Origin of the sequence: Arthrobacter sp. P2b (assembly GCF_900168295.1) — a bacterium.
GTDB lineage: Bacteria > Actinomycetota > Actinomycetes > Actinomycetales > Micrococcaceae > Arthrobacter.
The window spans coordinates 59,671-81,359 of the sequence record NZ_FVZL01000004.1 but is presented as its reverse complement, the minus strand read 5'-3'; the positions used below and the strand labels follow the sequence as shown (position 1 = coordinate 81,359).

Here is a 21,689-nt window from a genome sequence, read left to right as displayed (position 1 = left end):
TGCATCCAACTCCGGGCCTGCGCCAGTAGTAGAGGTGTAAGCAAAAAACGCCCGCCAGCCGGGCCGATCAAGGAGAAGGACATGCGCAACACGATCTTCACAGCAGGTGCCGGTGCAGCGGCAATTGCGGCTGCAATCGCTCTCGCCGGCCCAGCCCAGGCAGCCGAAGGAGACGCCCAGCTCTCCGTGCTGCACGGCGTCCCCGGGCTGACCGTGGACGTCTGGGTCAACGGCGAACGCACCCTGGACGACTTCACCCCGGGCACCCTGGCCGGACCGCTCGCCCTGCCGGCCGGAGCCTATGACCTGGCCATCACGGCCTCGGATGCCGCAGACGCTTCCGCCGCCGTCATCGGGCCCGTCAGCGTAACCCTGGCCGCCAACGGAAACTACACCGCCGTCGCCAACCTGGACGCCGCAGGAAAGCCCACCGCCAACCTCTTCACCAATAACGTGTCGCAGATCGAAGCTGGCAAGGGCAAGCTGACCGTCCGCCATACCGCAGCTGCCCCCGCCGTTGATGTCCTGGCCGGCGGCACCGCCGTCATCAGCAACCTGGCCAACCCCAACGAACAGACCCTCACGCTGGATCCCGGAACCATCCCGGCAGCAGTTGCCGCCGCCGGCACCACGGCCCCGGTGATCGGCCCGGCCGATGTCACCGTTGCCGAGGGTACGCACACCATCGTCTACGCGTGGGGCAGCCTGACGGACAAGAACCTGCAGCTGGCGGTCCAGACCATCGAAGGCCTGCACTCCGCTCCGGGTTCAGTACCGGGCGCCCTTGACGGCTCCGCCAAGACAGCAGCGGTAGAACCGGCTGCCATCGCCCTCGGCTTCGGCGCCATCGCGATCGCCCTCCTGTTCGGTGGCATGGGTGCAGCCCGGGCACTGGGCGGACTGCGCAAGCAGCGGTAACAAGAAAAAGCAGTAACAGCAGTTTTCACGAACTGCAGGAGCGGGCCGGCTGCCCGGGGCAACCCGGCGGCCGGCCATCATCCATCGACACCAGCAATCCTCCGGTGATGCGGGAAAGGCCAGCGAGATGAACAGAGGTACGACGACGGCAGGGGAGTCCCGCCGTCGTTCTTTCGATTTTGCGGGTGCTGCCTTCCTCGTGGCGGCCGCGCTGCTTCTTCCCGCCTGTGCCCCTGCCGGTCCCACCCCGCCGCAACCTCCGGCCGCAGCTTCCAGCCCCGCGGCCACCTCCAGTCCGGCTGCCACAGCGGACGGAGCAACCTCCCCGCCTGCGCCTCCCGCCACCACCGCTCCCGCGGCATCGCCGGAAGCGGCGGCGCCGGTCGTCCCGGTCCGGCCCGCCACCCCACCGGCCGCGGCGCCACAAGAGCCGGCCCCAACGTCCCTTACCGTCGCCGGAACGTCGATCGACTTCCCCGTGGTGCCCGGGGGAGTGTCGGACGAAGGTGCGATGGAGATCCCGGACGCGTTCGACCTGGCTGCCTGGTACCGGTTTGGCCCTGCCCCCGGAGCAACGGCCGGCACTGCCGTGATCGCAGGCCACATCGACACAAAGTCGGACAATGCACCGTTTTCGCAGCTGAAATCGCTGGCCGCAGGAACAGCCATCCGCGTGGGGCGTGATGGTGCTCCCGCCCTGAATTACCGGGTGGTCAAGGTCGAATTGATGGCCAAGGACAGCTTTGACGGCGAGGCACTGTTCCGCAGGTCCGGGCCGCACGAACTGAAAGTGGTGACCTGCGGCGGCAGGTGGCTGGACGAGCGGATGGACTACAGCGACAATGTGATTGTCACCGCGGTCCTTGAATGAGCGGTGAGCCAGCCGTGATTCTCGCCACCGATGCCGGGAAGGAGTCCCTCGTGACACTTCCTGGGCAGCCTTCCCGTGGATGGGAAGACGGGCTGACCGATTCCTTCCTCGCGGGGGATGAGCAGGCACTGGCTACCGCCTACCGTGAATTTGCGCCGTTGGTCCACACCCTGGCCCTGCGCTCGCTGGCGGACCGTGCGGCTGCCGACGACGTAACCCAGGAAGTCTTCATCCGGGTCTGGCGCTCCCGGGGCACGTTCAATCCGCAGGTGGCACGGCTCCCGGCCTGGATCGTGGGCATCACCCGGAACGTCATCTCGGACATGCACTCCGCGTCCGCACGGGAAGCGCGCAAGGCCGTGGCGGCAGTGGGTGCCGGGATGGCCGATGAAGCAGGCCCGGGAACCGAGGCAGCCGAGGCGCTGGCGGACCGGCTGTTGCTGGACGGGGAACTGGACAGGTTGGGCGAACCCCAGGGCTCCATCATGAAACTCGCCTTTTACGAAGACCTGACGCACGAGCAGATTTCGCGGAAACTGGACCTGCCCCTTGGTACGGTCAAGAGCCACATCCGCCGCAGCCTGACGCACCTAAGGAAAAGATTGGAGGTTGACCATGCCGCACCTTGATCCGGAAGAGTTGAGCCTCCTTGCCCTGTATGGCGACTGGGAGGACGAGGCCAGCAGGGAGCACCTGAGGGTTTGCCCTTCCTGCGCCTCGGACTATGCGGCGCTGCGCCGCACCGTGGACGCCGTGAAAACTGCGCCGGACACCAGCAGCCTGTCCGTCCCCGGTCCGCAGGTATGGGCCGGCATTCACCGGGAACTTGGCCTGTCACCGTCGGTTCAGGAGGATCCGCTGAGTGCCGCCCGGCGTGGCACCGAACAGCACGCCGCCCTGCCCCATGCGGAACGGCCGGTTGCCGGCGACGTGCAGTCCGCCGCCCCTCGGGATGCCGATCAAGGTGCCGCCCCTCGGGAGGCCGATCCGCGACGTGCAGTCCGGGACGCTGGACAGCAGGGCCGCGTCCCGCCGTCGGACGCTCCCCACGCCAACGTCTACCCGCGAAAGAATCCCGCCTGGTGGCAGCGCACCGGAACCTGGATGGCCGCGGCTGCGGCAGCGGTCCTGGTGGCCGTGGGCGGGATCTGGGCGCTCAACCGCCCGCCGCAGCCACAGCCGCTCGCGGAAGCCCAGCTGACGCCGCTGGCAGAATACTCAGCCACGGGATCGGCGCGGGTGGTTGAAACGGCGGGCGGCTCGCGCACCCTGGAAGTCACCCTCGACAAGGACGAGGCGCAGGGCTACCAGGAAGTGTGGCTGATCGCTCCCGATCTTTCGCGGCTGGTGAGCCTGGGCGTGATGAATGCGGACTCGGGGACGTTCCAGGTGCCCGAGGGACTGGAGCTCGCCGACTATCCCATCGTGGACGTCTCGGACGAACCCGTTGACGGCAACCCCGCGCACTCCAGCGTCAGCATCGTCAGGGGAACGCTCTCTTCCTGACGCGGCTTCCTGACGGGGCCCCTGCCGCCTCCTGACCGGGCCCTGCCGCCCGGGATTTTCAGTCCTTCCCGGCGCGTTCCTTCCGCCGTTCCTGGAAGAGCAGGCCCAACCTCCCCATCTTGCTCCACTGCGTGACAACGGCCATGGTTACCAGCGCGGCGGCCGTGTGCGCGTACAGCATGAGGTGCAGCGAATGCGGGGCCGCAGCTTCCTGGGATCCTGGTTCGGCCGGCGGAGCTCCCGCGTCATGCCCGTGCCCCGGCAGCGGAACGCCGGAAGAGACCGAGAAGGCGGCGAAGGCCAGGTGCAGGAGCTGCTGCACAAGTCCGGCTGCCAGCAGGATTGCCCAGGCCGGGAGCTGCCGGGGCCCGACCATGGACGCGGCCATCCCGAGCAGCGCGGCCAGGGCCAGGACGATCAGGACCGCCGGGGACTGGCCGCCCGACGCCACGTGCGCGGCCCAGCCAAGTCCGGTGGCAAGGGGACCTGCCAGCCAGACCGGGGCCCCGCTCCCCGCGGGAACCGGGTGCCGGGGGTTGTGCATGTGGTTCCCCTGTCCGTTGAGGTCTTTCCCTGCCTCCTGTCCTTACCCATTCTGCAGCCCAAGCACCCATGGGCTGCAGGGAAACTGCGGCAGATGGCTGTCGAGCTGTTGACTTGGTTCTTGTTAGCGCTCACAATTAAGAGCAAGCCGCGATGTTGCGGCAGCTATTGGAGGAACATTCTTATGAACGCAGTGGACGGCTCGGACGTCTTTGTCATCGGCGTGGACTACGGGACCCTTTCCGGCCGTGCCGTCGTAGTGCGGGTGCGGGACGGCAAGGAGCTCGGCAGCGGCGTGTTCGACTACCCGCATGCAGTGGTTACCGATGCCCTGCCCCGGGACGCGGCAGGGGGCGGGGCAAGCGTCCGGCTTCCCGGCGAATGGGCGCTGCAGGTGCCGAACGACTACCGGGATGTCCTGCGGAATGCCGTTCCCGCCGCCGTCGCGGACGCGGGGATCGACCCGGCCGCCGTCGTCGGAATTGCCACGGACTTTACCGCCTGCACCATGGTGCCGGTGAAGGCCGACGGTACCCCGCTGAACGAACTGCCCGGCTTTGCGGACCGGCCGCACGCCTATGTCAAGCTCTGGCGCCACCATGCGGCGCAGCCGCAGGCAGACCGGATCAACCAGCTGGCCGCCGAGCGCGGGGAGGAGTGGCTGCCCCGGTACGGTGGGCTGATTTCCTCTGAATGGGAGTTCGCCAAGGGCCTGCAGCTGCTGGAGGAGGATCCCGAAGCGTACGCCGAGATGGACCACTGGGTGGAGGCCGCGGACTGGATCGTGTGGCAGCTCTGCGGCCGGTATGTCCGCAACGCCTGCACGGCCGGCTACAAGGGGATCTACCAGGACGGGCGCTACCCGTCGGAGGACTTCCTGGCCGCCCTGAACCCGCAGTTCAAGGACTTCGTCAGCAGCAAGCTCGAGCACACCATCGGCCGGCTGGGCGACGCCGCCGGGTACCTCACGGCCGAAGCGGCCGCGTGGACGGGGTTGCCGGAAGGCATCGCCGTTGCAGTGGGCAACGTGGATGCACATGTCACTGCCCCCGCAGCAAGGGCGGTGGATCCCGGCCAGCTGGTGGCGATCATGGGCACCTCCACCTGCCACGTCATGAACGGCACCGAGCTCCACGAAGTTCCGGGCATGTGCGGCGTGGTGGACGGCGGCATCGTGGAGGGCCTCTGGGGCTACGAGGCCGGCCAGTCCGGCGTCGGCGATATCTTCGGCTGGCTCACCAAGTACGGCGTGCCGCCCGCGTACCACGAGGCCGCCGAGGCCGCGGGCCTGGGGATCCACGAATACCTCACCGAACTCGCCTCATCCCAGGCCATCGGGGAGCACGGCCTGATCGCCCTGGACTGGCACTCCGGCAACCGCTCCGTCCTGGTGGACCACGAGCTCTCCGGCATTGTGGTGGGCCAGACCCTAGCCACCAAGCCTGAGGATACCTACCGCGCCCTGCTCGAAGCCACCGCCTTCGGTACCCGCACCATCGTGGACGCTTTCCGTAACTCCGGCGTTCCGGTGAAGGAGTTCATCGTTGCCGGCGGGCTGCTCAAGAACAAGCTCCTGATGCAGATCTACGCGGACGCCACCGGGCTGCAGCTGTCCACCATTGGCTCGGAGCAGGGCCCGGCGCTCGGGTCCGCCATCCACGCTGCCGTCGCCGCCGGGAAGTACGCTGACATCCGGGCGGCCGCCGCCGCCATGGGAGCGGAGCCGGGCGAGGTGTACACCCCCATCCCGGAAAACGTGGCAGCGTACGACGAACTCTTCCAGGAGTACAAGAGCCTGCATGACTACTTCGGCCGGGGAAGCAACGATGTGATGCACCGGCTCAAGGCCATCCAGCGCAGGGCGGCCGGACCGCTCCCGGGTTCCCCGGCAGTCACAACCCAGGTCGCCGAGGAGGTGTCCGCATGAGCCCGGAAATCCTTGGGACCATTGCACGGATCCGGGAAGAGGTCTGCGCCCTGCACGCCGAGCTGACCCGCTACGAACTGGTGGTGTGGACGGCGGGCAACGTCTCCGCCCGGGTACCGGGCCATGACCTGATGGTCATCAAGCCGTCAGGCGTGTCCTATGACGCCCTGACGGCGGAGCAGATGGTGGTCACCGACCTGTACGGCGTTCCAGTGGCGGGCAACGACGACGGCGAGTGGGGCAATCCGGCGCTGTCGCCGTCGTCGGACACGGCCGCGCATGCCTACGTGTACCGGCACATGCCCGACGTGGGCGGGGTGGTGCATACGCACTCCACCTACGCCACGGCCTGGGCCGCCCGCGGGGAGGCCATCCCGTGCGTGCTCACCATGATGAGCGACGAATTCGGCGGATCCATCCCCGTGGGGCCGTTCGCACTGATCGGCGACGATTCGATCGGCCACGGCATCGTGGAGACGCTAAAGAACTCGAACTCACCCGCGGTGCTGATGCAGAACCACGGTCCGTTCACCATCGGCAAGGACGCCGCATCGGCGGTGAAGGCGGCGGTGATGTGCGAGGAAGTGGCCCGCACCGTCCACATCTCGCGGCAACTGGGTGAGCCCGTGCCCATCGACCAGGGCCACATCGACTCGCTCTACGCCCGCTACCAAAACATCTACGGCCAATAACAGCCGGTTAGCAACACCCCGGGCAACAGCGCCCGCCGTTGTCACGAAACTTTTCCAGGAGAACCCATGAGCACCGCAGCAAACACCTCCCTCGACGGTTACGAGGTCTGGTTCCTCACCGGCAGCCAGCACCTCTACGGTGAGGACGTCCTCAAGCAGGTGGCAGCCCAGTCGCAGGAAATCGCCAACCAGCTCAACGCCAGCTCCGCCGTCCCGGTGCGCATTGTCTGGAAGCCGGTCCTGACCGACTCGGACGCCATCCGCCGGACCGCCCTGGAGGCCAACTCGGATGATTCCGTCATCGGCGTGACCGCCTGGATGCACACCTTCAGCCCCGCCAAGATGTGGATCCAGGGCCTGGACCTGCTCCGCAAGCCGCTCCTGCACCTGCACACCCAGGCCAACCGCGACCTGCCGTGGGCGGACATCGACTTCGACTTCATGAACCTCAACCAGGCGGCGCACGGTGACCGCGAGTTCGGGTACATCCAGTCCCGCCTGGGCATCGCCCGGAAGACCGTCGTCGGGCATGTGTCCAACCCCGAGGTGGCACGCCAGGTGGGCTCCTGGCAGCGCGCGGCCGCCGGCTGGGCCGCCGTGCGGACCATGAAGCTGACCCGCTTCGGTGACAACATGCGCAACGTGGCCGTCACCGAAGGCGACAAGACCGAGGCTGAGCTGCGCTTCGGCGTCGCGGTCAACACGTGGTCCGTCAATGAGCTCGCCGACGCCGTGCACGGCGCTGCCGAGTCCGACGTCGACGCGCTGGTGGCAGAGTACGAGGACCTTTACGACGTGGTTCCGGAGCTCCGCGCAGGCGCAGCCCGCCACGAGTCCCTCCGGTATGGCGCCCGGATCGAATTGGGACTGCGGAGCTTCCTGGAAGCGAATGGCTCCGCAGCTTTCACTACCTCGTTCGAGGACCTCGGAGCTCTCCGCCAGCTTCCCGGCCTGGCTGTCCAGCGGCTGATGGCTGCCGGTTACGGGTTCGGCGCGGAGGGTGACTGGAAGACCGCCATCCTGGTCCGGGCCGCGAAGGTGATGGGCGGGGACCTGCCCGGCGGGGCCTCCCTGATGGAGGACTACACCTACCACCTGGAACCCGGCGCGGAAAAGATCCTGGGGGCGCACATGCTGGAGGTCTGCCCGTCGCTGACCGCAGGGAAGCCCCGGCTTGAAATCCATCCGCTGGGCATCGGCGGCAAGGAGGATCCGGTCCGCCTGGTGTTCGACGCCGATGCTTCCCCGGGCGTCGTCGTCGCCCTGTCCGACATGCGGGACCGCTTCCGCCTGGTAGCCAACGCCGTCGACGTGGTGCCGCTGGACCAGCCGCTGCCCAACCTGCCGGTGGCACGCGCCCTGTGGCAGCCCAAGCCGGACTTCGCCACCTCCGCCGCCGCCTGGCTCACCGCCGGCGCCGCGCACCACACCGTCCTGTCCACGCAGGTGGGCATGGACGTCTTCGAGGACTTCGCGGAGATCGCCAGGACCGAACTGCTCACCATCGACGAAGGCACCACCATCCGCCAGTTCAAGAAGGACCTGAACTGGAACGCCGCGTACTACAAGCTGGCCGGCGGCATCTAGGCTGCACGCCTGAGCCGGACAGACAAAGGCTCCGGGGGCCAAAAGCCTCCGGAGCCTGCTGTGTCTGTCCGCGGTTCGGCGGTCAGCCGTCAGTGACCGAAATGTGCGCGCGGCGGACCTTCCGGAAGCCGTTCCAGGATGTCCTCGGCGATCCTGCGCACCTTGATGTTCCGGTGGCTGGACGCTTTGGCAAGGATCGAAAAGGCCTCATGGTACGAGCACCTGTTCTGCGCCATGATCACACCGCACGCAACATTGATCGACGTGCGGCTGTCCAGCGCGGAGCGCAGGTCTGAGGCCATGGAGCGGGCCGTGTGCAGGTCGATGGCCATCTGCAGGCTCTTGGCTGCCAGGCCGGCGAAAGCGCGGGCTTCGGCGATGACCTGGAGCGGGAACGCCTTCGCGTCCTGGGCAAAAAACGCCAGTGCTGCGGGAGTTTCCTGTGCCCCGGCGTCATCGTTGCCGGCACTGCTGTTCACCAGCAGCCGCACGCCCAGCACGCTGCCGAATCCGGTCAGCTGGAGTTGGTTGCAGTAGTGCGGCCAGCGGAAGTCCCCGTTGCGCTGGAGCACGGCCACGGGCTGGCCGCCGGTCAGCACCTCGCACACCGGTCCTTCCGCCGCCTGGTGCTCCCATTCCAGCAGTTTCACCACGTCGTCGGAGGTGCCTGTGATGGCAGGTGCCCTTTTGGGCTGGTGCACCACCACGCCGCACTCGATGCGGAGCCCTGCCGTCCGGACCACCGACTGTGCGGAGGCGGTCACCAGCCGGTTGAGGGACTCTGCCAACGAGTCCGTGCCCGTGACCAGGTCCAGCAGGAGGCCCGGGTTTCCGTTGTCCTGGGGCTTGGCGTCCCGGGATGCTTTGTCCGGGTGGGCGGCCGTTCCGACGGCAGGAGCCGGGCGGGCGGTGTGGGTCCTCGGAGGAACAAGAGGGCCGGCGACGGCTGGGGGAGAGGCCTTGGTCTCAAAGGCCTCCTCGTCGCCGGCCCCGCTCATTACCCGTGTCCGTCGGACCGGGAAGCCTGAGCTTATGTGTCGTGCATGCATTGCCAGTCTCACACCCCCTCGTGAGCAAGTACCGCGAGCCAGAACACGTCTTGTCTCTGAGATGAACTTAGTTGGGCGGCCGCGGGCGGTGAACGCGTAGGAGGTACTCGTTTTTGAGATTAGGTACTACTTGGTTTTGGGTGCCGATTACTTGCTTTCGGTGTTGCCGCAGGTGGGCGGCCCGGACCTCTCAGTCGGGAAATTAATGCCGCCCTTCCGATTCGCGTCACCCGACCGCTTGACTCGCGAAGCACGAGCACCAACAATTATTTCTATAACGTTGTAAATCAGAAGTGAGGATGTTTCGTGACCCCAGCAGAACCAGCCGCGGCGAAAATCACCATGGACCCTGCTTTCGCGGTGGGACCGGTCCGGCGGCGCACTTTCGGCGCCTTTGTGGAGCACCTCGGACGCTGTGTGTACACCGGCATTTTTGAGCCGGAGCATCCGACGGCGGACAGCGACGGGTTCCGGAAGGACGTCCTGGAACTGACCCGGGAACTGGGAATTTCCACCGTGCGTTATCCCGGCGGAAACTTCGTGTCCGGCTACCGCTGGGAGGACGGAGTGGGCCCGGCGGAGAAGCGCCCCGTGCGCCTGGACCTGGCCTGGCACTCGACCGACCCCAACCTGGTGGGCGTCGACGAGTTCGCCAAGTGGTCAGCCAAGGCCGGCATCGAAACCATGATGGCCGTGAACCTCGGCACGCGCGGCACCCAGGAGGCGCTGGACCTGCTGGAGTACTGCAACATCGACGGCGGGACGGCCCTGTCCGACCAGCGCAGGGCCAACGGTGCGGAGAACGGCTATGGCATCAGAATGTGGTGCCTGGGCAACGAGATGGACGGGCCCTGGCAGATCGGGCACAAGAGCGCGCAGGAATACGGCCGGCTGGCGGCAGACACCGCGCGTGGCATGCGGATGCTCGACCCCGACCTCGAACTCGTGGCCTGCGGCAGCTCCGGTCCCACCATGAACACGTTCGGGGAATGGGAACGGGTGGTGCTCACGGAGACCTACGAGCTGGTGGACTTCATCTCAGCGCACCAGTACTTCGAGGACTTCGGCGACCTGCAGGAATTCCTCTCCGCCGGCCATCGGATGCAGGCGTTCATCCATGACATTGTGAGCCACATCGACCATGTAAAGTCGGTGAAGAAGTCCACCAGGCAGGTGAACATCTCCTTCGACGAGTGGAACGTCTGGCACATGAGCCGCGACGCATCGAAGCCTCCCACCGGCAAGGACTGGCCCGTGGCCCCCGTCCTGCTCGAGGACACATATACGGTGGCGGACGCGGTCGTCGTGGGTGACCTGCTGATCACGCTGCTCCGCAACACGGACCGTGTCCATTCCGCCAGCCTGGCGCAGTTGGTGAACGTCATTGCCCCGATCATGACCGAGCCGGGCGGGCGCGCCTGGAAGCAGACCACGTTCCATCCCTTCGCACTGACTTCCCGGCATGCCTCCGGCACCGTGCTGCAGCTCGCCGTCGAGTCCCCGCTGCTGAGCGGCGGCAAGACCGCAGACTTCGCCGCGGTCTCCGCCGTCGCCACCTACGACGCGGAGAAGGGCGAGGCCGTGGTGTTCGCCGTCAACCGCTCGGTGACGGACGCGCTGCGCCTGGACGCCGTGGTGTCCGGACTGGGCACGGTGCGCGTTGTGGAGGCCGTCACCTACACGAACAAGGACCCGTACTGGCAGGCCACCGCTGATGATTCCACCTCCGTGCTTCCCACGGAGAACGTCACGGCAAAGGCCGACGGCGGCCTCCTCACCGCCGAGTTGCCCGCTGTGTCCTGGTCCATGATCAGGCTGGCCGTGGGCGGATAACCCGCCTGGCGGGACCAAGCCCGGCGGGGTGCCCGATGCAACAATCCGGCACCCGCTGACGCCCCTGCCCACCTCTGGGAGGATGGACCGCATGGAACTGCACATCACGGGCGACCCCGCCGCGGACAAACTCTTGAGCGAGGACGACTTCGCCCTGCTGACCGGCATGCTGCTGGACCAGCAGGTGACCATGGAATCCGCGTTTGCCGGGCCCGAAAAGATCAAGACCCGGATCGGGTCCATGCAACCCGAAGCCATCGCCGCCCACGATCCGCAGGCCTTCGTGGAAATGTTCAAGGAACGGCCGGCCGTCCACCGTTTCCCCGGTTCCATGGCCGCGCGGGTGCAGGCGCTCGCCGAGGCAGTGCAGAGTGAGTGGGACGGCGACGCCGCCGCGATCTGGACCAAGGGCGGCCCGGATGGTGCGGAAGTGCTCCGACGGCTGAAGGCCCTGCCGGGGTTCGGTGAGCAGAAGGCAAAGATCTTCCTTGCCCTGCTGGGTAAGCAGCGCGGACTTCAGGCGCCGGGCTGGCGTGAGGCCGCCGGGCACTACGGCGAGGAGGGTGCCTACCTGTCCGTCGCGGACATCGTGGATCCCGAATCCCTGGTCAAGGTGCGCGCCAGCAAGCAGGCCGCCAAGGCGGCAGCGAAAGCGGCGAAGGCCAAGGACTGACCCGCCCGCGGACCGCCGTCGGGGGAAGGGACCGGAAGCCGGGGACTCCCTTGTGACGGGCGGTTCCCGTGCGGAGGCCTTTCTCTGCAACGATGTATCCCGGAAACCGGCGGAACCACACGAAGGAGCCAGACATGGCGGTCACCATGAACGACGTAGCGAGGGCGGCGGGTGTGTCGCTCAAGACGGTCTCCAACGTCCTGAATGACTACGAGTTCATCCGCCCTGCCACCAAGCAGCGGGTCCAGGACGCCATCGCCGAGCTGGGCTACGAAGCGAACCTCACCGCACGGAGCCTGCGGTCCGGAAAAACCTCCATGCTCGGCCTGGTCCTGTCCGATCTCTCCGCGCCCTACTACGCCGAGCTTGCGTCCAAACTGATGAAGGCGGCCGCGCAGCGCGGGTACCGCGTCCTGGTGGAACAGTCCGACGCCGAAGGCAGCGTGGAATTGAATGCCCTGCAGGGGCCGTTCCGGCAGCTCACCGACGGCCTGCTGTTCACCCCGCTGGCCATCGACGCCGATGCCGTCGCCGCCCGGGTGGGAAAGAAGCCCCTGGTGATGCTCGGTGAACACATCGTTGATCCGCGCTTTGACCTGGTCACCATGAAGAACCGGGAAGCTGCGGCTGCCATCACCACCCACCTGCTAAGCAGCGGCCGCCGCCGCATTGCCGTGATCGGCGCCCATCCCGGGGAGTCAACAGGCAGTGCCGGGCTGCGGCTCAACGGTTACCGCACGGCGCTGGAGGAGGCGGGGGTCCCGTTTGATCCGGCCCTGGTGGCACCGGCAGTGTGGCGCCGCGACAACGGGGCAACCGCCCTGGCAGGGCTGCTGGACGCCGGCGTCCGCTTCGACGCCGTGTTCGGCCTCAACGACGTGCTGGCGCTCGGCGCCCTGCACGAGCTGCAGATCCGTGGAGTCAGGGTTCCGCAGGACGTTGCCGTGGCAGGCTTCGACGACATCGATGAAGCCCGGTTTGCCTCGCCCTCCCTCACCACCGTTTCCCCGGGCATGGATGAGATTGCCGAACGCTCCATCGGCCTGCTCCTGGACAGGATCGCAGGGAACGAGACCGCCGCCACGGGCGTTCACGTGGAGGCCGGATTCGAGCTGAAAATCCGGGAATCCGCGCCCTAGGATCCGTCTCCACAGGTTTCGCCGGCCCCACAGGCGGGTACGGATTGGGCACCGGTTCAACAAGGGAAAGGTGCCTCCATGATTGCTCTTCTTGTCATCGACATGCAGAACGCGTACTTCGAAGCACCGGAGCTGGCGGCCCGGCAGGAGCAGCTGGTCGCCTCCTGCAACAGGCTGGTGGAGGGGTTCACGTCCAGCGGCCACAAGGCATTGCTGGTGGGCACGGAGCACGAGCGGGACAAGTCCACCTGGACGCTGAACATGCTCGACGACGACCAGGGCTTCATCTTCCGCGGCAGCAAGCAGGCCGAGGCTGTTCCCGGCCTGGCGAAGGATGGCCTGCCCCAGTTGAACAAGACCCGTGACAGCGCCTTTGTGGGGACCAACCTGCTGTCCCGGCTGCGGAACTGGGGCGCGGACGAGGTGGTGCTGGCCGGCGTCTCCACCCACAACTGCATCGCCCAGACCGGGGCAGACGCCTTCGCCCACAACATCCGGGTCACCTACGCCGAGGATGCCATGGCCTCGGAAGACAACCAGGACGCAAAGGACATGCTGCGCATCCTCTCCACCAGCTACCGCCAGCCGGTCCAGTCCACCGACGAGATCCTCGCCCGCCTCAGTGAGGCAAAGTAGGCCGCTAATGGGGGGAAGGGCACGTAGAGCCCCGGATTACACCCCCGAAACGTGGCCGAAACGTTCGGCACCTACTGTGGGTCCCACGCCGTCCACAGGCCGTTGAAGGGGACCCTCATGCATCTGATGCCACGTGAGCAGGAAAAGCTCATGATCGTGGTGGCCGCCGACCTCGCCCGCCGGCGCCAGGCCCGCGGCCTCAAGCTCAACTACCCCGAGGCTGTGGCCATCATCAGCTACGAGCTGATCGAAGGCGCCCGCGACGGCCGCACCGTGGCTGACCTGATGAGCTACGGCACCACGCTGCTCGCCCGTGACGACGTGATGGAGGGCGTGCCCGAGATGATCCACGACGTCCAGATCGAGGCAACCTTTCCGGACGGCACCAAGCTCGTCACCGTCCACGATCCCATCCGCTAAAGGGGCAGGCCATGATTCCAGGGGAGTACATTCTTCGGCCCGAGCCCGTGACGGCCAACGCCGGACGCGATGCGGTCGAAGTTGCGGTCACCAACACCGGCGACCGGCCCGTGCAGGTGGGGTCCCATTTCCATTTCGCCGAGGCGAACGCCGCCCTCACCTTCGACCGGGACGCCGCCTACGGCCGCCGGCTGGACATTCCCGCCGGAACTGCCGCCCGGTTTGAACCGGGGGACTCCCGGACTGTCCGGCTCATCGAACTGGCCGGCACCCGGGAAGTGTACGGACTCAGCAACGCCGTCAACGGCCCGCTGACAGACGCGAAGGCGGGCGACAAATGAGCTTCGACATTCCCCGGCGGCAGTACGCCGACCTGTACGGCCCAACGACGGGCGACAAAGTCCGCCTGGCCGACACCGAACTGTTCCTCGAGATCGAGAAAGACCTCACCGTGTACGGCGAGGAAGTGGTGTTCGGCGGCGGCAAGGTAATCCGGGACGGCATGGGCCAGAACGGCCAGGTCACCAGGGATGGCGCCGGCTCCGGCGAAGACGTCCCGGACACCGTCATCACCAATGCCGTGATCCTCGACTACACCGGCATCTACAAGGCCGACGTGGCTATCAGGGACGGCCACATCTTCAGGATCGGCAAAGCCGGCAACCCGCAGATCACCGACGGCGTGGACATCGTGATCGGCGCCAGCACCGAAATCATCGCGGGGGAGCGGAAGATCCTCACCGCCGGCGGCGTGGATACGCACATCCACTTCATCTCCCCGGACCAGGTGCCCACCGCACTGACCAGCGGAATCACCACCATGATCGGCGGCGGCACCGGCCCTGCCGAAGGCACCAAGGCCACCACCGTCACGCCCGGAAAGTGGCACATCCAGCGGATGCTGCAGGCGGCGGAGGGGCTCCCCGTCAATATCGGCCTGTTCGGCAAGGGCCACGCGTCCGCCGTCGAACCCCTCGCCGAGCAGATCCGTGCGGGTGCCATCGGGCTCAAGGTCCACGAGGACTGGGGCTCAACGACCTCCTCCATGGACACCTCCCTGAAAGTGGCCGACGAATACGACGTCCAGGTGGCCATCCACACCGACACCCTCAATGAGTGCGGCTTCGTGGAGGACACCATCCGCGCCATCGACGGCCGGGTCATCCACACCTTCCACACCGAGGGCGCCGGCGGCGGGCACGCCCCGGACATCATCAAAATCGCCGGGATGCCCAATGTCCTGCCGGCCTCCACCAACCCCACGCTGCCTTACACCCGCAACACCATCGAAGAGCACCTGGACATGCTGATGGTCTGCCACCACCTCAACCCGGACATCCCGGAGGACGTGGCCTTCGCCGACTCCCGGATCCGGGCCGAGACCATCGCCGCCGAGGACGTCCTGCAGGACCTGGGCATCTTCTCCATCACCTCCTCCGACTCGCAGGCCATGGGCCGCGTGGGCGAGGTGATCACCCGCACCTGGCAGGTGGCGGACAAGATGAAGAAGCAGCGGGGTGTGCTGGAAGACCCCCGGGGGGACAGCGCTGCCGGGCTCCACGGTTCGGCGGGCAGCGATAACTTCCGCCTCAAGCGCTACGTGGCCAAGTACACGATCAACCCGGCCATCGCGCAGGGCATCGCGGACTCCATCGGCTCCGTGGAGGAAGGGAAATTCGCCGACCTTGTCCTCTGGGATCCCGCGTTCTTCGGCGTCAAACCGGAGCTCGTGATCAAGGGCGGGCAGATCGCCTACGCGCTCATGGGCGACGCAAATGCCTCCATCCCCACACCGCAGCCCCGGACCATGCGGCCGATGTTCGGCGCGTACGGGAAGGCCGTGCAGCAATCGTCCATCACGTTCCTGTCCCAGGCGGCCATCGACGCCGGCGTCCCCCAAGAGCTGGGGCTCGGGAAGATCATCCGGCCCGTTTCAGGGATCCGCACCCTCACCAAAGCGGACCTGAAATACAACGACGCCACCCCGGACATCCAGGTGGACCCGGAAACCTACCAGGTAACGGTCGACGGCGAGGACGTCACCTGCGAGCCGTCCGACGTCCTCCCCATGGCCCAGCGCTACTTCCTCTTCTAGATTTCCGGAGCCCACATGATCATCGACAAAGTCCTCGGCAACCTCCATGAACTGCCCGCGACCGACCTCGCCGCCTACGCAGGCCTGCACCAGGAAAAAGTGGTGCTGCCCAGCGCCCAGCTGGTCAAACGGATCCAACGCGCAACGACGGACCACGGCAAGGAAATCGGCATCCGGCTGCCGTCCGGCTCCGGCGACCTCCGCGACGGCGACATCCTGCACGTCGAGGACTCCAACATGATCGTGGTGTCCGTGCTGCCCACCGACGTCCTGGTCATCGCACCCCGGTCCATCCACGAAATGGGCGTCGTGGCCCACTCCCTCGGCAACCGGCACCTCCAGGCCCAGTTCTTCGACTCGTCGTCGGAGTACGAAGCCGACGTCATGGTGTGCGCCTACGACCACACCGTCGAGGACTACCTTCGCCACGTCGCCGTGCCCTACTCCCGGCAGGAACGCGTCATGCCTGTTCCTTTCCGCCATGCTGAGCACAGTCACTAAAGTTTCCACCGCGGGTGCGGTTGGGGACGCCGCGAGGGATATGGGGCCGTGCCCGCTCCGCGGTGCCCGCCACGCCGCGGCCCCATATCCCTCGCGTCGCTTGCGTTCCTCACCTCTGGCGGTGGTTCAGTGAGCGGTTATCAGCTGGCGCTGCAGCAGCTCGTTGACTCTGCGCTTCCTACCGGGGCCTTTGCGCACTCTCTTGGCTTTGAGACCTATGTCGACGCCGGTGTGGTTCGTGATGAGGCGTCTTTTGGGGTGTGGCTCGGTGCCTTTATCTCGCAGTCGCTTTCTTACTCTGATGGGCTTGCCATTCGGTTCTTGTATGAGGGCGTGGACCTGGAGGAGTTGGATGCTCTTTTGTCTGCTTCGCTGTTGCCTCGGCAGGTTCGGGAGGCTTCCGTGAAGATGGGGCTCCGGTTGCTGGAGATTGGGGGTGAGGTGTTTCCCTCGGATGAGCTCGCATCCTACCGGGAGCTGGTGACCGGTGGCCGGGCTGCGGGGCATCAGCCGTTGGCGTTCGCCGTCGTCGCCCGTTCACTTGGCGTGCCGCTTCCGGAGGCGCTCGCTGCCTATCTTTTTGCCACCGTCACGTCGCTCACCCAGAACGCCGTCCGGGCCATCCCGCTCGGCCAGAACGCAGGCCAGCGGCTCCTGCGGCAAGCGGCCGACGACGTTGCTGCCGCCGTCGAACGGATTGCCCACCTCACGCCGGACGACTTCGGGGCCGTGACGCCCGGACTGGAAATTTCGCAAATGCGGCACGAACGCCAACGTGCCCGGATGTTCATGAGCTGACTGTGCTTGTGATTCAAAGGAGGACACATGTCTGAACCCATCAAGATCGGCATCGGCGGACCCGTCGGCGCAGGCAAGACCCAGCTCGTGGAGCGCCTCACCCGGCACATGAGCGGCGAAATCTCCATGGCCGCCATCACCAACGACATCTACACCATCGAGGACGCCAAAATCCTCGCCGCCAATGGCATCCTCCCCGTGGACCGGATCATCGGCGTCGAAACCGGCGGCTGCCCGCACACCGCCATCCGCGAAGACACCTCCATGAACACCGCCGCCATCGAGGAACTCAAAGCCCGCCATCCCGACCTGCAGGTGATCTTCGTCGAATCCGGCGGCGACAACCTGTCCGCCACCTTCAGCCCTGAACTCGTCGACTTCTCCATCTACATCATCGATGTGGCCCAAGGCGAGAAGATCCCCCGCAAAGCCGGCCAGGGCATGATCAAGTCCGACCTCTTCATCATCAACAAAACCGACCTCGCACCCCACGTCGGCGCGGACCTCGCAGTCATGGAACGGGACTCCAAGGAATTCCGCGGGGAAAAGCTGTTCTGCTTCACCAACCTGAAAACCGACGAAGGACTCGACGCCGTCATCGAATGGGTTCGGCGTGACGTCCTGATGCTCGACCTCGCCCAGTGAGCACGACGGCGGCCCCCGCGCCTAAGGCGTTCATCGCACCTGGGCCTGCGCCCGCGGGTGATAGGGGCCGTGCCCGCTTCGCGGTGCCCGCCACGCCGCGGCCCCTATCACCCGCGTCCGCTGATCGGCCCGCGATGGGCCGGTTGGAGCTTCGGGTCGCCGTGCGTGGCCAGCGCTCGGTTGCCGTGCACCAGTATCATCAGGGCGCCTTGAGAGTTCTTCGGCCGCATTATCTCGATGACTCGGGGCAGGTTTGCTACGTCGTGGTGAATCCTGGCGGGGCTTATCTTGGGGCTGATCTTTTTGTGCTGGATGTTGAAGTTGGGGATGGGGCTGACCTCCTGTTGACTACCCAGTCCGCCACGAAGGTTTACCGGACTCCGGGGTCTTTTGCTGAGCAGCGGATGACTGTCCGGCTGGGGGAGGGGGCGCGGTTGGAGCTCATGCCCGACCAGCTCATCGCCTACCGGGAGGCCAGCTACCGGCAGCGGACCTCCATTGCCCTGCGGCCGTCGTCGTCGCTGGTCATGGCTGAGGTGGTGACCCCAGGCTGGTCGCCGGACGGGACCGCCTTCCGGTACGAGCAAGTCCGGCTGCGCAACGAGATCCGGGTGGAACCCGACGGCGCCGGCGGGACGTCTGAACTCCTGGCGCTGGACAACCTGCTGATCCGGCCGCCGTCGGGCGATGTCACCGGGGTCGGGTTTATGGAGGGCTTCAGCCACGTGGGGTCCCTCGTGGTGGTGGACGCCCGCGTGGACCAGGCGCTCGCCGACGAACTGCACCTGCTCGCCGCCGGATTCGATGCGTTGCCCGGCATCTCCCTGACCCGGGCCGTCGCGGGTACTTCCGGCCTGGTGCTCCGCGCCCTGTCCAACAGCACCGGGGAACTGAACCTCCTTCTTTCGGCCTGCGCCAACCTCCTGCGGGAACGCTGGCACGGGCAGGGACCGCTGAACCTGAGGAAGCACTGATGACGGCCATCACGGACATCGCCGCCTACTACCGGCAGCGGGAAGCACTGCCGGTTCGGACGCGCCTGATGTTCACCTTTGGTGCGGTGGCCGCGCTGCATGCGGCCGCCGTCGTACTCCTGCTCGCAGGGAACGCCGGTGCGGCCGGTGCCCACGCGCTCACGTGGGGCCTGGTCCTGACCGCCTACCTGGCCGGCGTGAAGCACAGCTACGACTGGGACCACCTGGCTGCGATCGATAATTCGACGCGGAAGTTCGTGGCGCAGCGGCAGGACCCTGTCAGTGTCGGCTTTGCCTTCAGCCTGGGGCACAGTTCGGTGGTGACCCTCGCCGGGGTGCTGGTGGTCGCCGGCGCCGGCATCGTGGGCGGGTTCATGCAGGACGGGTCCGCCGGGAACCTGGTGCTAGGGCTGATCGGGAGCGGCGTTTCCGGCGTGTTCCTGCTGGCGATGGGCCTGTTCAACGGGTCGGCGTTCGCCAGGTCGGTGCAGGCCTACCGCCGGGCCCGCAGCGGCACGGCAATCAGTCCGGCGGACCTCGAACAGCAGGGGCTCATGGCCCGGCTGCTGGCCAGGCCCCTGTCCAGGGTGCTGCGGCCACGGAACATCTACGTGATCGGCTTCCTGTTCGGGCTGGGATTCGACACCGCCACCACCATCGGGCTGCTGATGATGACGACGGCGGCGTCCCTGGCCGGGGTGCCGCCCTTCGCCCTTCTTGCGCTGCCGCTGGCGTTCGCCGCCGCGATGACGCTGTGCGATTCGGTCAACGGCGTGGCCATGATGCGGATGTACCGCTCCGCCCTGGACCACCCGCAGCGCACGCTCGGTTTCAATGCCTTGGTGACGGGCCTTTCCGCGGTGTCGGCGCTCTTCATCGCAGCCATCACCCTCGGCGGGTTCGCCCATGCCGCCTTTGGGCTGGATGACCCGGTCACCGCCTGGCTGGGCGATATCGACCTGGGCGAGGCAGGGCTCTTGTTGGTTGCGGCCTTCCTTGCCGTTTGGGGCGTGGCGGCCCTGCGGGCCGGCCGTGGCATCAGAAGGCGGGCTGCCGGTCCGGAGGCCGGCAGCCCGGGCTCCAGTTGCCCGTGAAAACCCCGGGGCGCAAAGGGTCAATTTTCGGCAGGGCGAGGATGGGAACGTCCTCATTTGATGATTGTGACGCGACCAGTTGCTTCTATTGCAACAGCCCCGAGACGGGCTGATCACGCGGAAAATGGAGGCTCAGATCACATTCGGGGCGGGAAGGCGGCCGATCCTCCGTTGTCTTTCTGGCACAATACTTACCAGCCTCCCCTAGGGGATTCCGGTTGACCGCCGGTACTCCTGCCCACCCGTCATCCGGTACAGAGACAGGACAAAGATGTTCGAACACTCAAAAGAAGAGCACCCCGTGCGCCACAAAACTGCCCGCCGACTGACGGCGGGCGACTGCATCATCGTGGATAAGAACGAACTGCGGAAGGCGCAGGTAGGTGCTGGGGTAGGCAACTTCATTGAGTGGTACGACATCGGAGTCTACGGCTACCTGGCCGTCGTCATGACCTCCGTGTTCACCGAGGGCATGGACGAACGCATGGGCCTGCTGGTCACCCTGCTCGGTTTCGCTGTGTCCTTCATCGTTCGCCCCCTGGGTGGAATGATCCTCGGGCCGCTGGGTGACAGGATCGGCCGGCGCAAAGTGCTCTTCTTCACGATGGCACTGATGGCCGTGGCCACAACCGGGATCGGCCTGCTCCCCACAGCAGGCGAGGTGGGCCTGTGGGTCATCATCCCCCTGTACCTGCTCAAGATGCTGCAGGGTTTCTCCACCGGCGGCGAATATTCCGGTGCCGCGACCTACATCTCCGAGTTCTCGCCCGACCGCAACCGCGGGTATATGGCCTCCCTGCTGAACTCCGGCTCAATGCTCGGCTTCGCTGCCGGTGCCAGCATGGTGGCCGCAACCACCGCCATCACCACCTCAGCGTGGGGTGACAGCGCAATGCTGGACGGCGGCTGGCGCATCCCGTTCCTGATCGCCCTTCCCCTGGGCATCGTGGCGATTCTGATGCGGCTCCGGCTCCCGGAATCACCCAGCTTCGAGGCCGCCCACGCGAAGGCCGGAACCGAAGACATTGACCCCATCTTCGTCCGGCACAACCTGCCGAACATCTTCAAGCACTACTGGCCGCAAATCCTGATCGGCTGCTCCCTCGTTGCCGCCGACGGCACGACGGGGTACCTGCTCACCAGCTACATACCCACGTACTTGGAAACCCAGGTCGGATCCGACCCTATGCACACGGCGGTTGCCGCCGTCGTCGTCCTGGTTCTGCTGGCGCTCATGATCCCTCTCGTGGCCCGCTGGTCCGACCGCATCGGCCGGCGCCCCATCTACGCGATGGCCACGATCGGAAACCTGGTCCTGCTGCTGCCGGCCTTTACCCTGATGCAGTTGGGAACGTTGTGGTCCCTGTACCTGGCACTGTTCCTGGTGTCGCTGCCCTCGGCGTTTTTCCTCGCACTGACCGCGGCCGTGATGTCGGAGCTCTTTCCCACGGCCTCCCGGTTCGGATCGGTAGGCGTCACGCACAACCTCGCCATTTCGGTTTTCGGCGGCACCACGCCCCTGGTCAGCCAGATCCTCGTTGAGGCGACCGGGAACCTGTACGCTCCCGCGTTCTACGTGATGTTCTTCTCGCTGGTGGCGCTGTTTGCCTTGCTGAAGATGCGGGAGTCGGCGTCCCGGCCCCTGCTCGGGTCAGTGCCTGTGGTTGCCAGCCGCGAGGAGGCGGACGAGCTGGTCGCCCGGCAGGACACTGATGAGCGCATCGATACCGCAACCATGCTGCTCGCGCCTGCCCCTGAGGTTCGCGAGGCTGCCGGGGCGCGCTAGCA

Annotated in this window: 22 protein-coding genes; 20 read left to right on the top strand and 2 right to left on the bottom strand. The window is 66.5% G+C overall.

What is annotated here, in order from left to right; all coding sequences use genetic code 11:
- Positions 1-81 precede the first annotated feature (81 nt).
- The 4 genes from B5520_RS09345 (at position 82) to B5520_RS09330 (ending at position 3,295) form a co-directional block, all read left to right on the top strand.
- A complete protein-coding gene (locus B5520_RS09345; RefSeq protein ID WP_079596794.1) occupies positions 82-918 on the top strand; it encodes a DUF4397 domain-containing protein in 837 nt (278 codons plus the stop codon).
- Between the two features lie 127 nt (positions 919-1,045).
- Positions 1,046-1,789, top strand: coding sequence for a class F sortase (locus B5520_RS09340; protein ID WP_079596793.1), 744 nt, complete (start codon positions 1,046-1,048; stop codon positions 1,787-1,789).
- Positions 1,790-1,839: 50 nt separating this feature from the next.
- Positions 1,840-2,418, top strand: coding sequence for an RNA polymerase sigma factor (locus B5520_RS09335; protein WP_079597006.1), 579 nt, complete (start codon positions 1,840-1,842; stop codon positions 2,416-2,418).
- Positions 2,405-3,295 carry an anti-sigma factor gene (locus B5520_RS09330; RefSeq protein ID WP_079596792.1) on the top strand — a complete coding sequence of 297 codons (891 nt, stop codon included), beginning with the start codon at positions 2,405-2,407 and terminating at the stop codon, positions 3,293-3,295. Before B5520_RS09335 ends, B5520_RS09330 begins: the two co-directional genes overlap by 14 nt.
- A 58-nt stretch (positions 3,296-3,353) precedes the next feature.
- Here the strand turns inward: B5520_RS09330 and B5520_RS22395 are convergent, their stop codons facing one another.
- On the bottom strand, positions 3,354-3,839 hold the full coding sequence (locus tag B5520_RS22395; protein ID WP_104443465.1) for a hypothetical protein: 486 nt from the start codon (positions 3,837-3,839) through the stop codon (positions 3,354-3,356).
- 183 nt (positions 3,840-4,022) lie between these two features.
- Here B5520_RS22395 and araB point away from each other — a divergent pair, with 183 nt between their 5' ends.
- The 3 genes from araB to araA all read left to right on the top strand — a co-directional run bounded on the left by araB (position 4,023) and on the right by araA (position 8,044).
- Entirely contained in the window at positions 4,023-5,765 is a 1,743-nt protein-coding gene (gene araB / locus B5520_RS09320) for a ribulokinase (RefSeq protein ID WP_079596790.1), read from the top strand.
- On the top strand, positions 5,762-6,457 hold the full coding sequence (locus B5520_RS09315) for an L-ribulose-5-phosphate 4-epimerase (RefSeq protein WP_079596789.1): 696 nt from the start codon (positions 5,762-5,764) through the stop codon (positions 6,455-6,457). The genes araB and B5520_RS09315 overlap by 4 nt, the downstream gene beginning before the upstream one ends.
- Before the next feature lie 66 nt (positions 6,458-6,523).
- Complete coding sequence (gene araA / locus B5520_RS09310; RefSeq protein ID WP_079596788.1) at positions 6,524-8,044, top strand: L-arabinose isomerase; 1,521 nt, start codon at positions 6,524-6,526, stop codon at positions 8,042-8,044.
- An 89-nt stretch (positions 8,045-8,133) separates the two neighbouring features.
- Here the strand turns inward: araA and B5520_RS09305 are convergent, their stop codons facing one another.
- Positions 8,134-9,042 (bottom strand): GAF and ANTAR domain-containing protein, encoded by a 909-nt coding sequence (locus tag B5520_RS09305; protein ID WP_079596787.1) that lies wholly within the window; start codon positions 9,040-9,042, stop codon positions 8,134-8,136.
- Between the two features lie 393 nt (positions 9,043-9,435).
- Between B5520_RS09305 and B5520_RS09300 the strand changes: the two genes are divergently transcribed.
- The 13 genes from B5520_RS09300 to B5520_RS09240 all read left to right on the top strand — a co-directional run bounded on the left by B5520_RS09300 (position 9,436) and on the right by B5520_RS09240 (position 21,687).
- On the top strand, positions 9,436-10,926 hold the full coding sequence (locus tag B5520_RS09300) for an arabinosylfuranosidase ArfA (RefSeq protein ID WP_104443469.1): 1,491 nt from the start codon (positions 9,436-9,438) through the stop codon (positions 10,924-10,926).
- 82 nt (positions 10,927-11,008) lie between these two features.
- Positions 11,009-11,599, top strand: coding sequence for an HhH-GPD-type base excision DNA repair protein (locus B5520_RS09295; protein WP_079596785.1), 591 nt, complete (start codon positions 11,009-11,011; stop codon positions 11,597-11,599).
- A gap of 134 nt (positions 11,600-11,733) precedes the next feature.
- Positions 11,734-12,738: a LacI family DNA-binding transcriptional regulator gene (locus tag B5520_RS09290; protein ID WP_079596784.1), complete on the top strand. Its 1,005-nt coding sequence runs from the start codon at positions 11,734-11,736 to the stop codon at positions 12,736-12,738.
- A 78-nt stretch (positions 12,739-12,816) separates the two neighbouring features.
- Entirely contained in the window at positions 12,817-13,374 is a 558-nt protein-coding gene (locus B5520_RS09285) for a cysteine hydrolase family protein (RefSeq protein WP_079596783.1), read from the top strand.
- A gap of 117 nt (positions 13,375-13,491) precedes the next feature.
- Positions 13,492-13,794, top strand: a complete 303-nt coding sequence (locus B5520_RS09280; RefSeq protein ID WP_079596782.1) for an urease subunit gamma — start codon at positions 13,492-13,494, stop codon at positions 13,792-13,794.
- A gap of 11 nt (positions 13,795-13,805) precedes the next feature.
- Entirely contained in the window at positions 13,806-14,135 is a 330-nt protein-coding gene (locus B5520_RS09275) for an urease subunit beta (RefSeq protein ID WP_079596781.1), read from the top strand.
- Positions 14,132-15,889 carry an urease subunit alpha gene (gene ureC, locus B5520_RS09270; RefSeq protein WP_079596780.1) on the top strand — a complete coding sequence of 586 codons (1,758 nt, stop codon included), beginning with the start codon at positions 14,132-14,134 and terminating at the stop codon, positions 15,887-15,889. The genes B5520_RS09275 and ureC overlap by 4 nt, the downstream gene beginning before the upstream one ends.
- A gap of 15 nt (positions 15,890-15,904) precedes the next feature.
- Positions 15,905-16,390, top strand: coding sequence for an urease accessory protein UreE (gene ureE / locus B5520_RS09265; RefSeq protein ID WP_079596779.1), 486 nt, complete (start codon positions 15,905-15,907; stop codon positions 16,388-16,390).
- Between the two features lie 129 nt (positions 16,391-16,519).
- Positions 16,520-17,188 carry an urease accessory protein UreF gene (locus tag B5520_RS09260; protein WP_079596778.1) on the top strand — a complete coding sequence of 223 codons (669 nt, stop codon included), beginning with the start codon at positions 16,520-16,522 and terminating at the stop codon, positions 17,186-17,188.
- Between the two features lie 27 nt (positions 17,189-17,215).
- On the top strand, positions 17,216-17,833 hold the full coding sequence (ureG, locus tag B5520_RS09255) for an urease accessory protein UreG (protein ID WP_079596777.1): 618 nt from the start codon (positions 17,216-17,218) through the stop codon (positions 17,831-17,833).
- Between the two features lie 134 nt (positions 17,834-17,967).
- On the top strand, positions 17,968-18,807 hold the full coding sequence (locus B5520_RS09250; RefSeq protein ID WP_079596776.1) for an urease accessory protein UreD: 840 nt from the start codon (positions 17,968-17,970) through the stop codon (positions 18,805-18,807).
- On the top strand, positions 18,807-19,901 hold the full coding sequence (locus tag B5520_RS09245; protein WP_079596775.1) for a HoxN/HupN/NixA family nickel/cobalt transporter: 1,095 nt from the start codon (positions 18,807-18,809) through the stop codon (positions 19,899-19,901). The genes B5520_RS09250 and B5520_RS09245 overlap by 1 nt, the downstream gene beginning before the upstream one ends.
- A gap of 301 nt (positions 19,902-20,202) precedes the next feature.
- Positions 20,203-21,687 (top strand): MFS transporter, encoded by a 1,485-nt coding sequence (locus tag B5520_RS09240; RefSeq protein WP_254865532.1) that lies wholly within the window; start codon positions 20,203-20,205, stop codon positions 21,685-21,687.
- Positions 21,688-21,689 lie beyond the last annotated feature (2 nt).

What these genes read in the sequence shown, in the direction of transcription:
- B5520_RS09345 (WP_079596794.1), top strand. Translation starts at nt 82, where the DNA reads ATGCGCAACACGATCTTCACAGCAGGTGCCGGTGCAGCGGCAATTGCG.
- B5520_RS09340 (WP_079596793.1), top strand. Translation starts at nt 1,046, where the DNA reads ATGAACAGAGGTACGACGACGGCAGGGGAGTCCCGCCGTCGTTCTTTC.
- B5520_RS09330 (WP_079596792.1), top strand. Translation starts at nt 2,405, where the DNA reads ATGCCGCACCTTGATCCGGAAGAGTTGAGCCTCCTTGCCCTGTATGGC.
- B5520_RS22395 (WP_104443465.1), bottom strand. Translation starts at nt 3,839, where the DNA reads ATGCACAACCCCCGGCACCCGGTTCCCGCGGGGAGCGGGGCCCCGGTC.
- araB (WP_079596790.1), top strand. Translation starts at nt 4,023, where the DNA reads ATGAACGCAGTGGACGGCTCGGACGTCTTTGTCATCGGCGTGGACTAC.
- B5520_RS09315 (WP_079596789.1), top strand. Translation starts at nt 5,762, where the DNA reads ATGAGCCCGGAAATCCTTGGGACCATTGCACGGATCCGGGAAGAGGTC.
- araA (WP_079596788.1), top strand. Translation starts at nt 6,524, where the DNA reads ATGAGCACCGCAGCAAACACCTCCCTCGACGGTTACGAGGTCTGGTTC.
- B5520_RS09305 (WP_079596787.1), bottom strand. Translation starts at nt 9,042, where the DNA reads ATGAGCGGGGCCGGCGACGAGGAGGCCTTTGAGACCAAGGCCTCTCCC.
- B5520_RS09300 (WP_104443469.1), top strand. Translation starts at nt 9,436, where the DNA reads ATGGACCCTGCTTTCGCGGTGGGACCGGTCCGGCGGCGCACTTTCGGC.
- B5520_RS09295 (WP_079596785.1), top strand. Translation starts at nt 11,009, where the DNA reads ATGGACCGCATGGAACTGCACATCACGGGCGACCCCGCCGCGGACAAA.
- B5520_RS09290 (WP_079596784.1), top strand. Translation starts at nt 11,734, where the DNA reads ATGGCGGTCACCATGAACGACGTAGCGAGGGCGGCGGGTGTGTCGCTC.
- B5520_RS09285 (WP_079596783.1), top strand. Translation starts at nt 12,817, where the DNA reads ATGATTGCTCTTCTTGTCATCGACATGCAGAACGCGTACTTCGAAGCA.
- B5520_RS09280 (WP_079596782.1), top strand. Translation starts at nt 13,492, where the DNA reads ATGCATCTGATGCCACGTGAGCAGGAAAAGCTCATGATCGTGGTGGCC.
- B5520_RS09275 (WP_079596781.1), top strand. Translation starts at nt 13,806, where the DNA reads ATGATTCCAGGGGAGTACATTCTTCGGCCCGAGCCCGTGACGGCCAAC.
- ureC (WP_079596780.1), top strand. Translation starts at nt 14,132, where the DNA reads ATGAGCTTCGACATTCCCCGGCGGCAGTACGCCGACCTGTACGGCCCA.
- ureE (WP_079596779.1), top strand. Translation starts at nt 15,905, where the DNA reads ATGATCATCGACAAAGTCCTCGGCAACCTCCATGAACTGCCCGCGACC.
- ureG (WP_079596777.1), top strand. Translation starts at nt 17,216, where the DNA reads ATGTCTGAACCCATCAAGATCGGCATCGGCGGACCCGTCGGCGCAGGC.
- B5520_RS09250 (WP_079596776.1), top strand. Translation starts at nt 17,968, where the DNA reads ATGGGCCGGTTGGAGCTTCGGGTCGCCGTGCGTGGCCAGCGCTCGGTT.
- B5520_RS09245 (WP_079596775.1), top strand. Translation starts at nt 18,807, where the DNA reads ATGACGGCCATCACGGACATCGCCGCCTACTACCGGCAGCGGGAAGCA.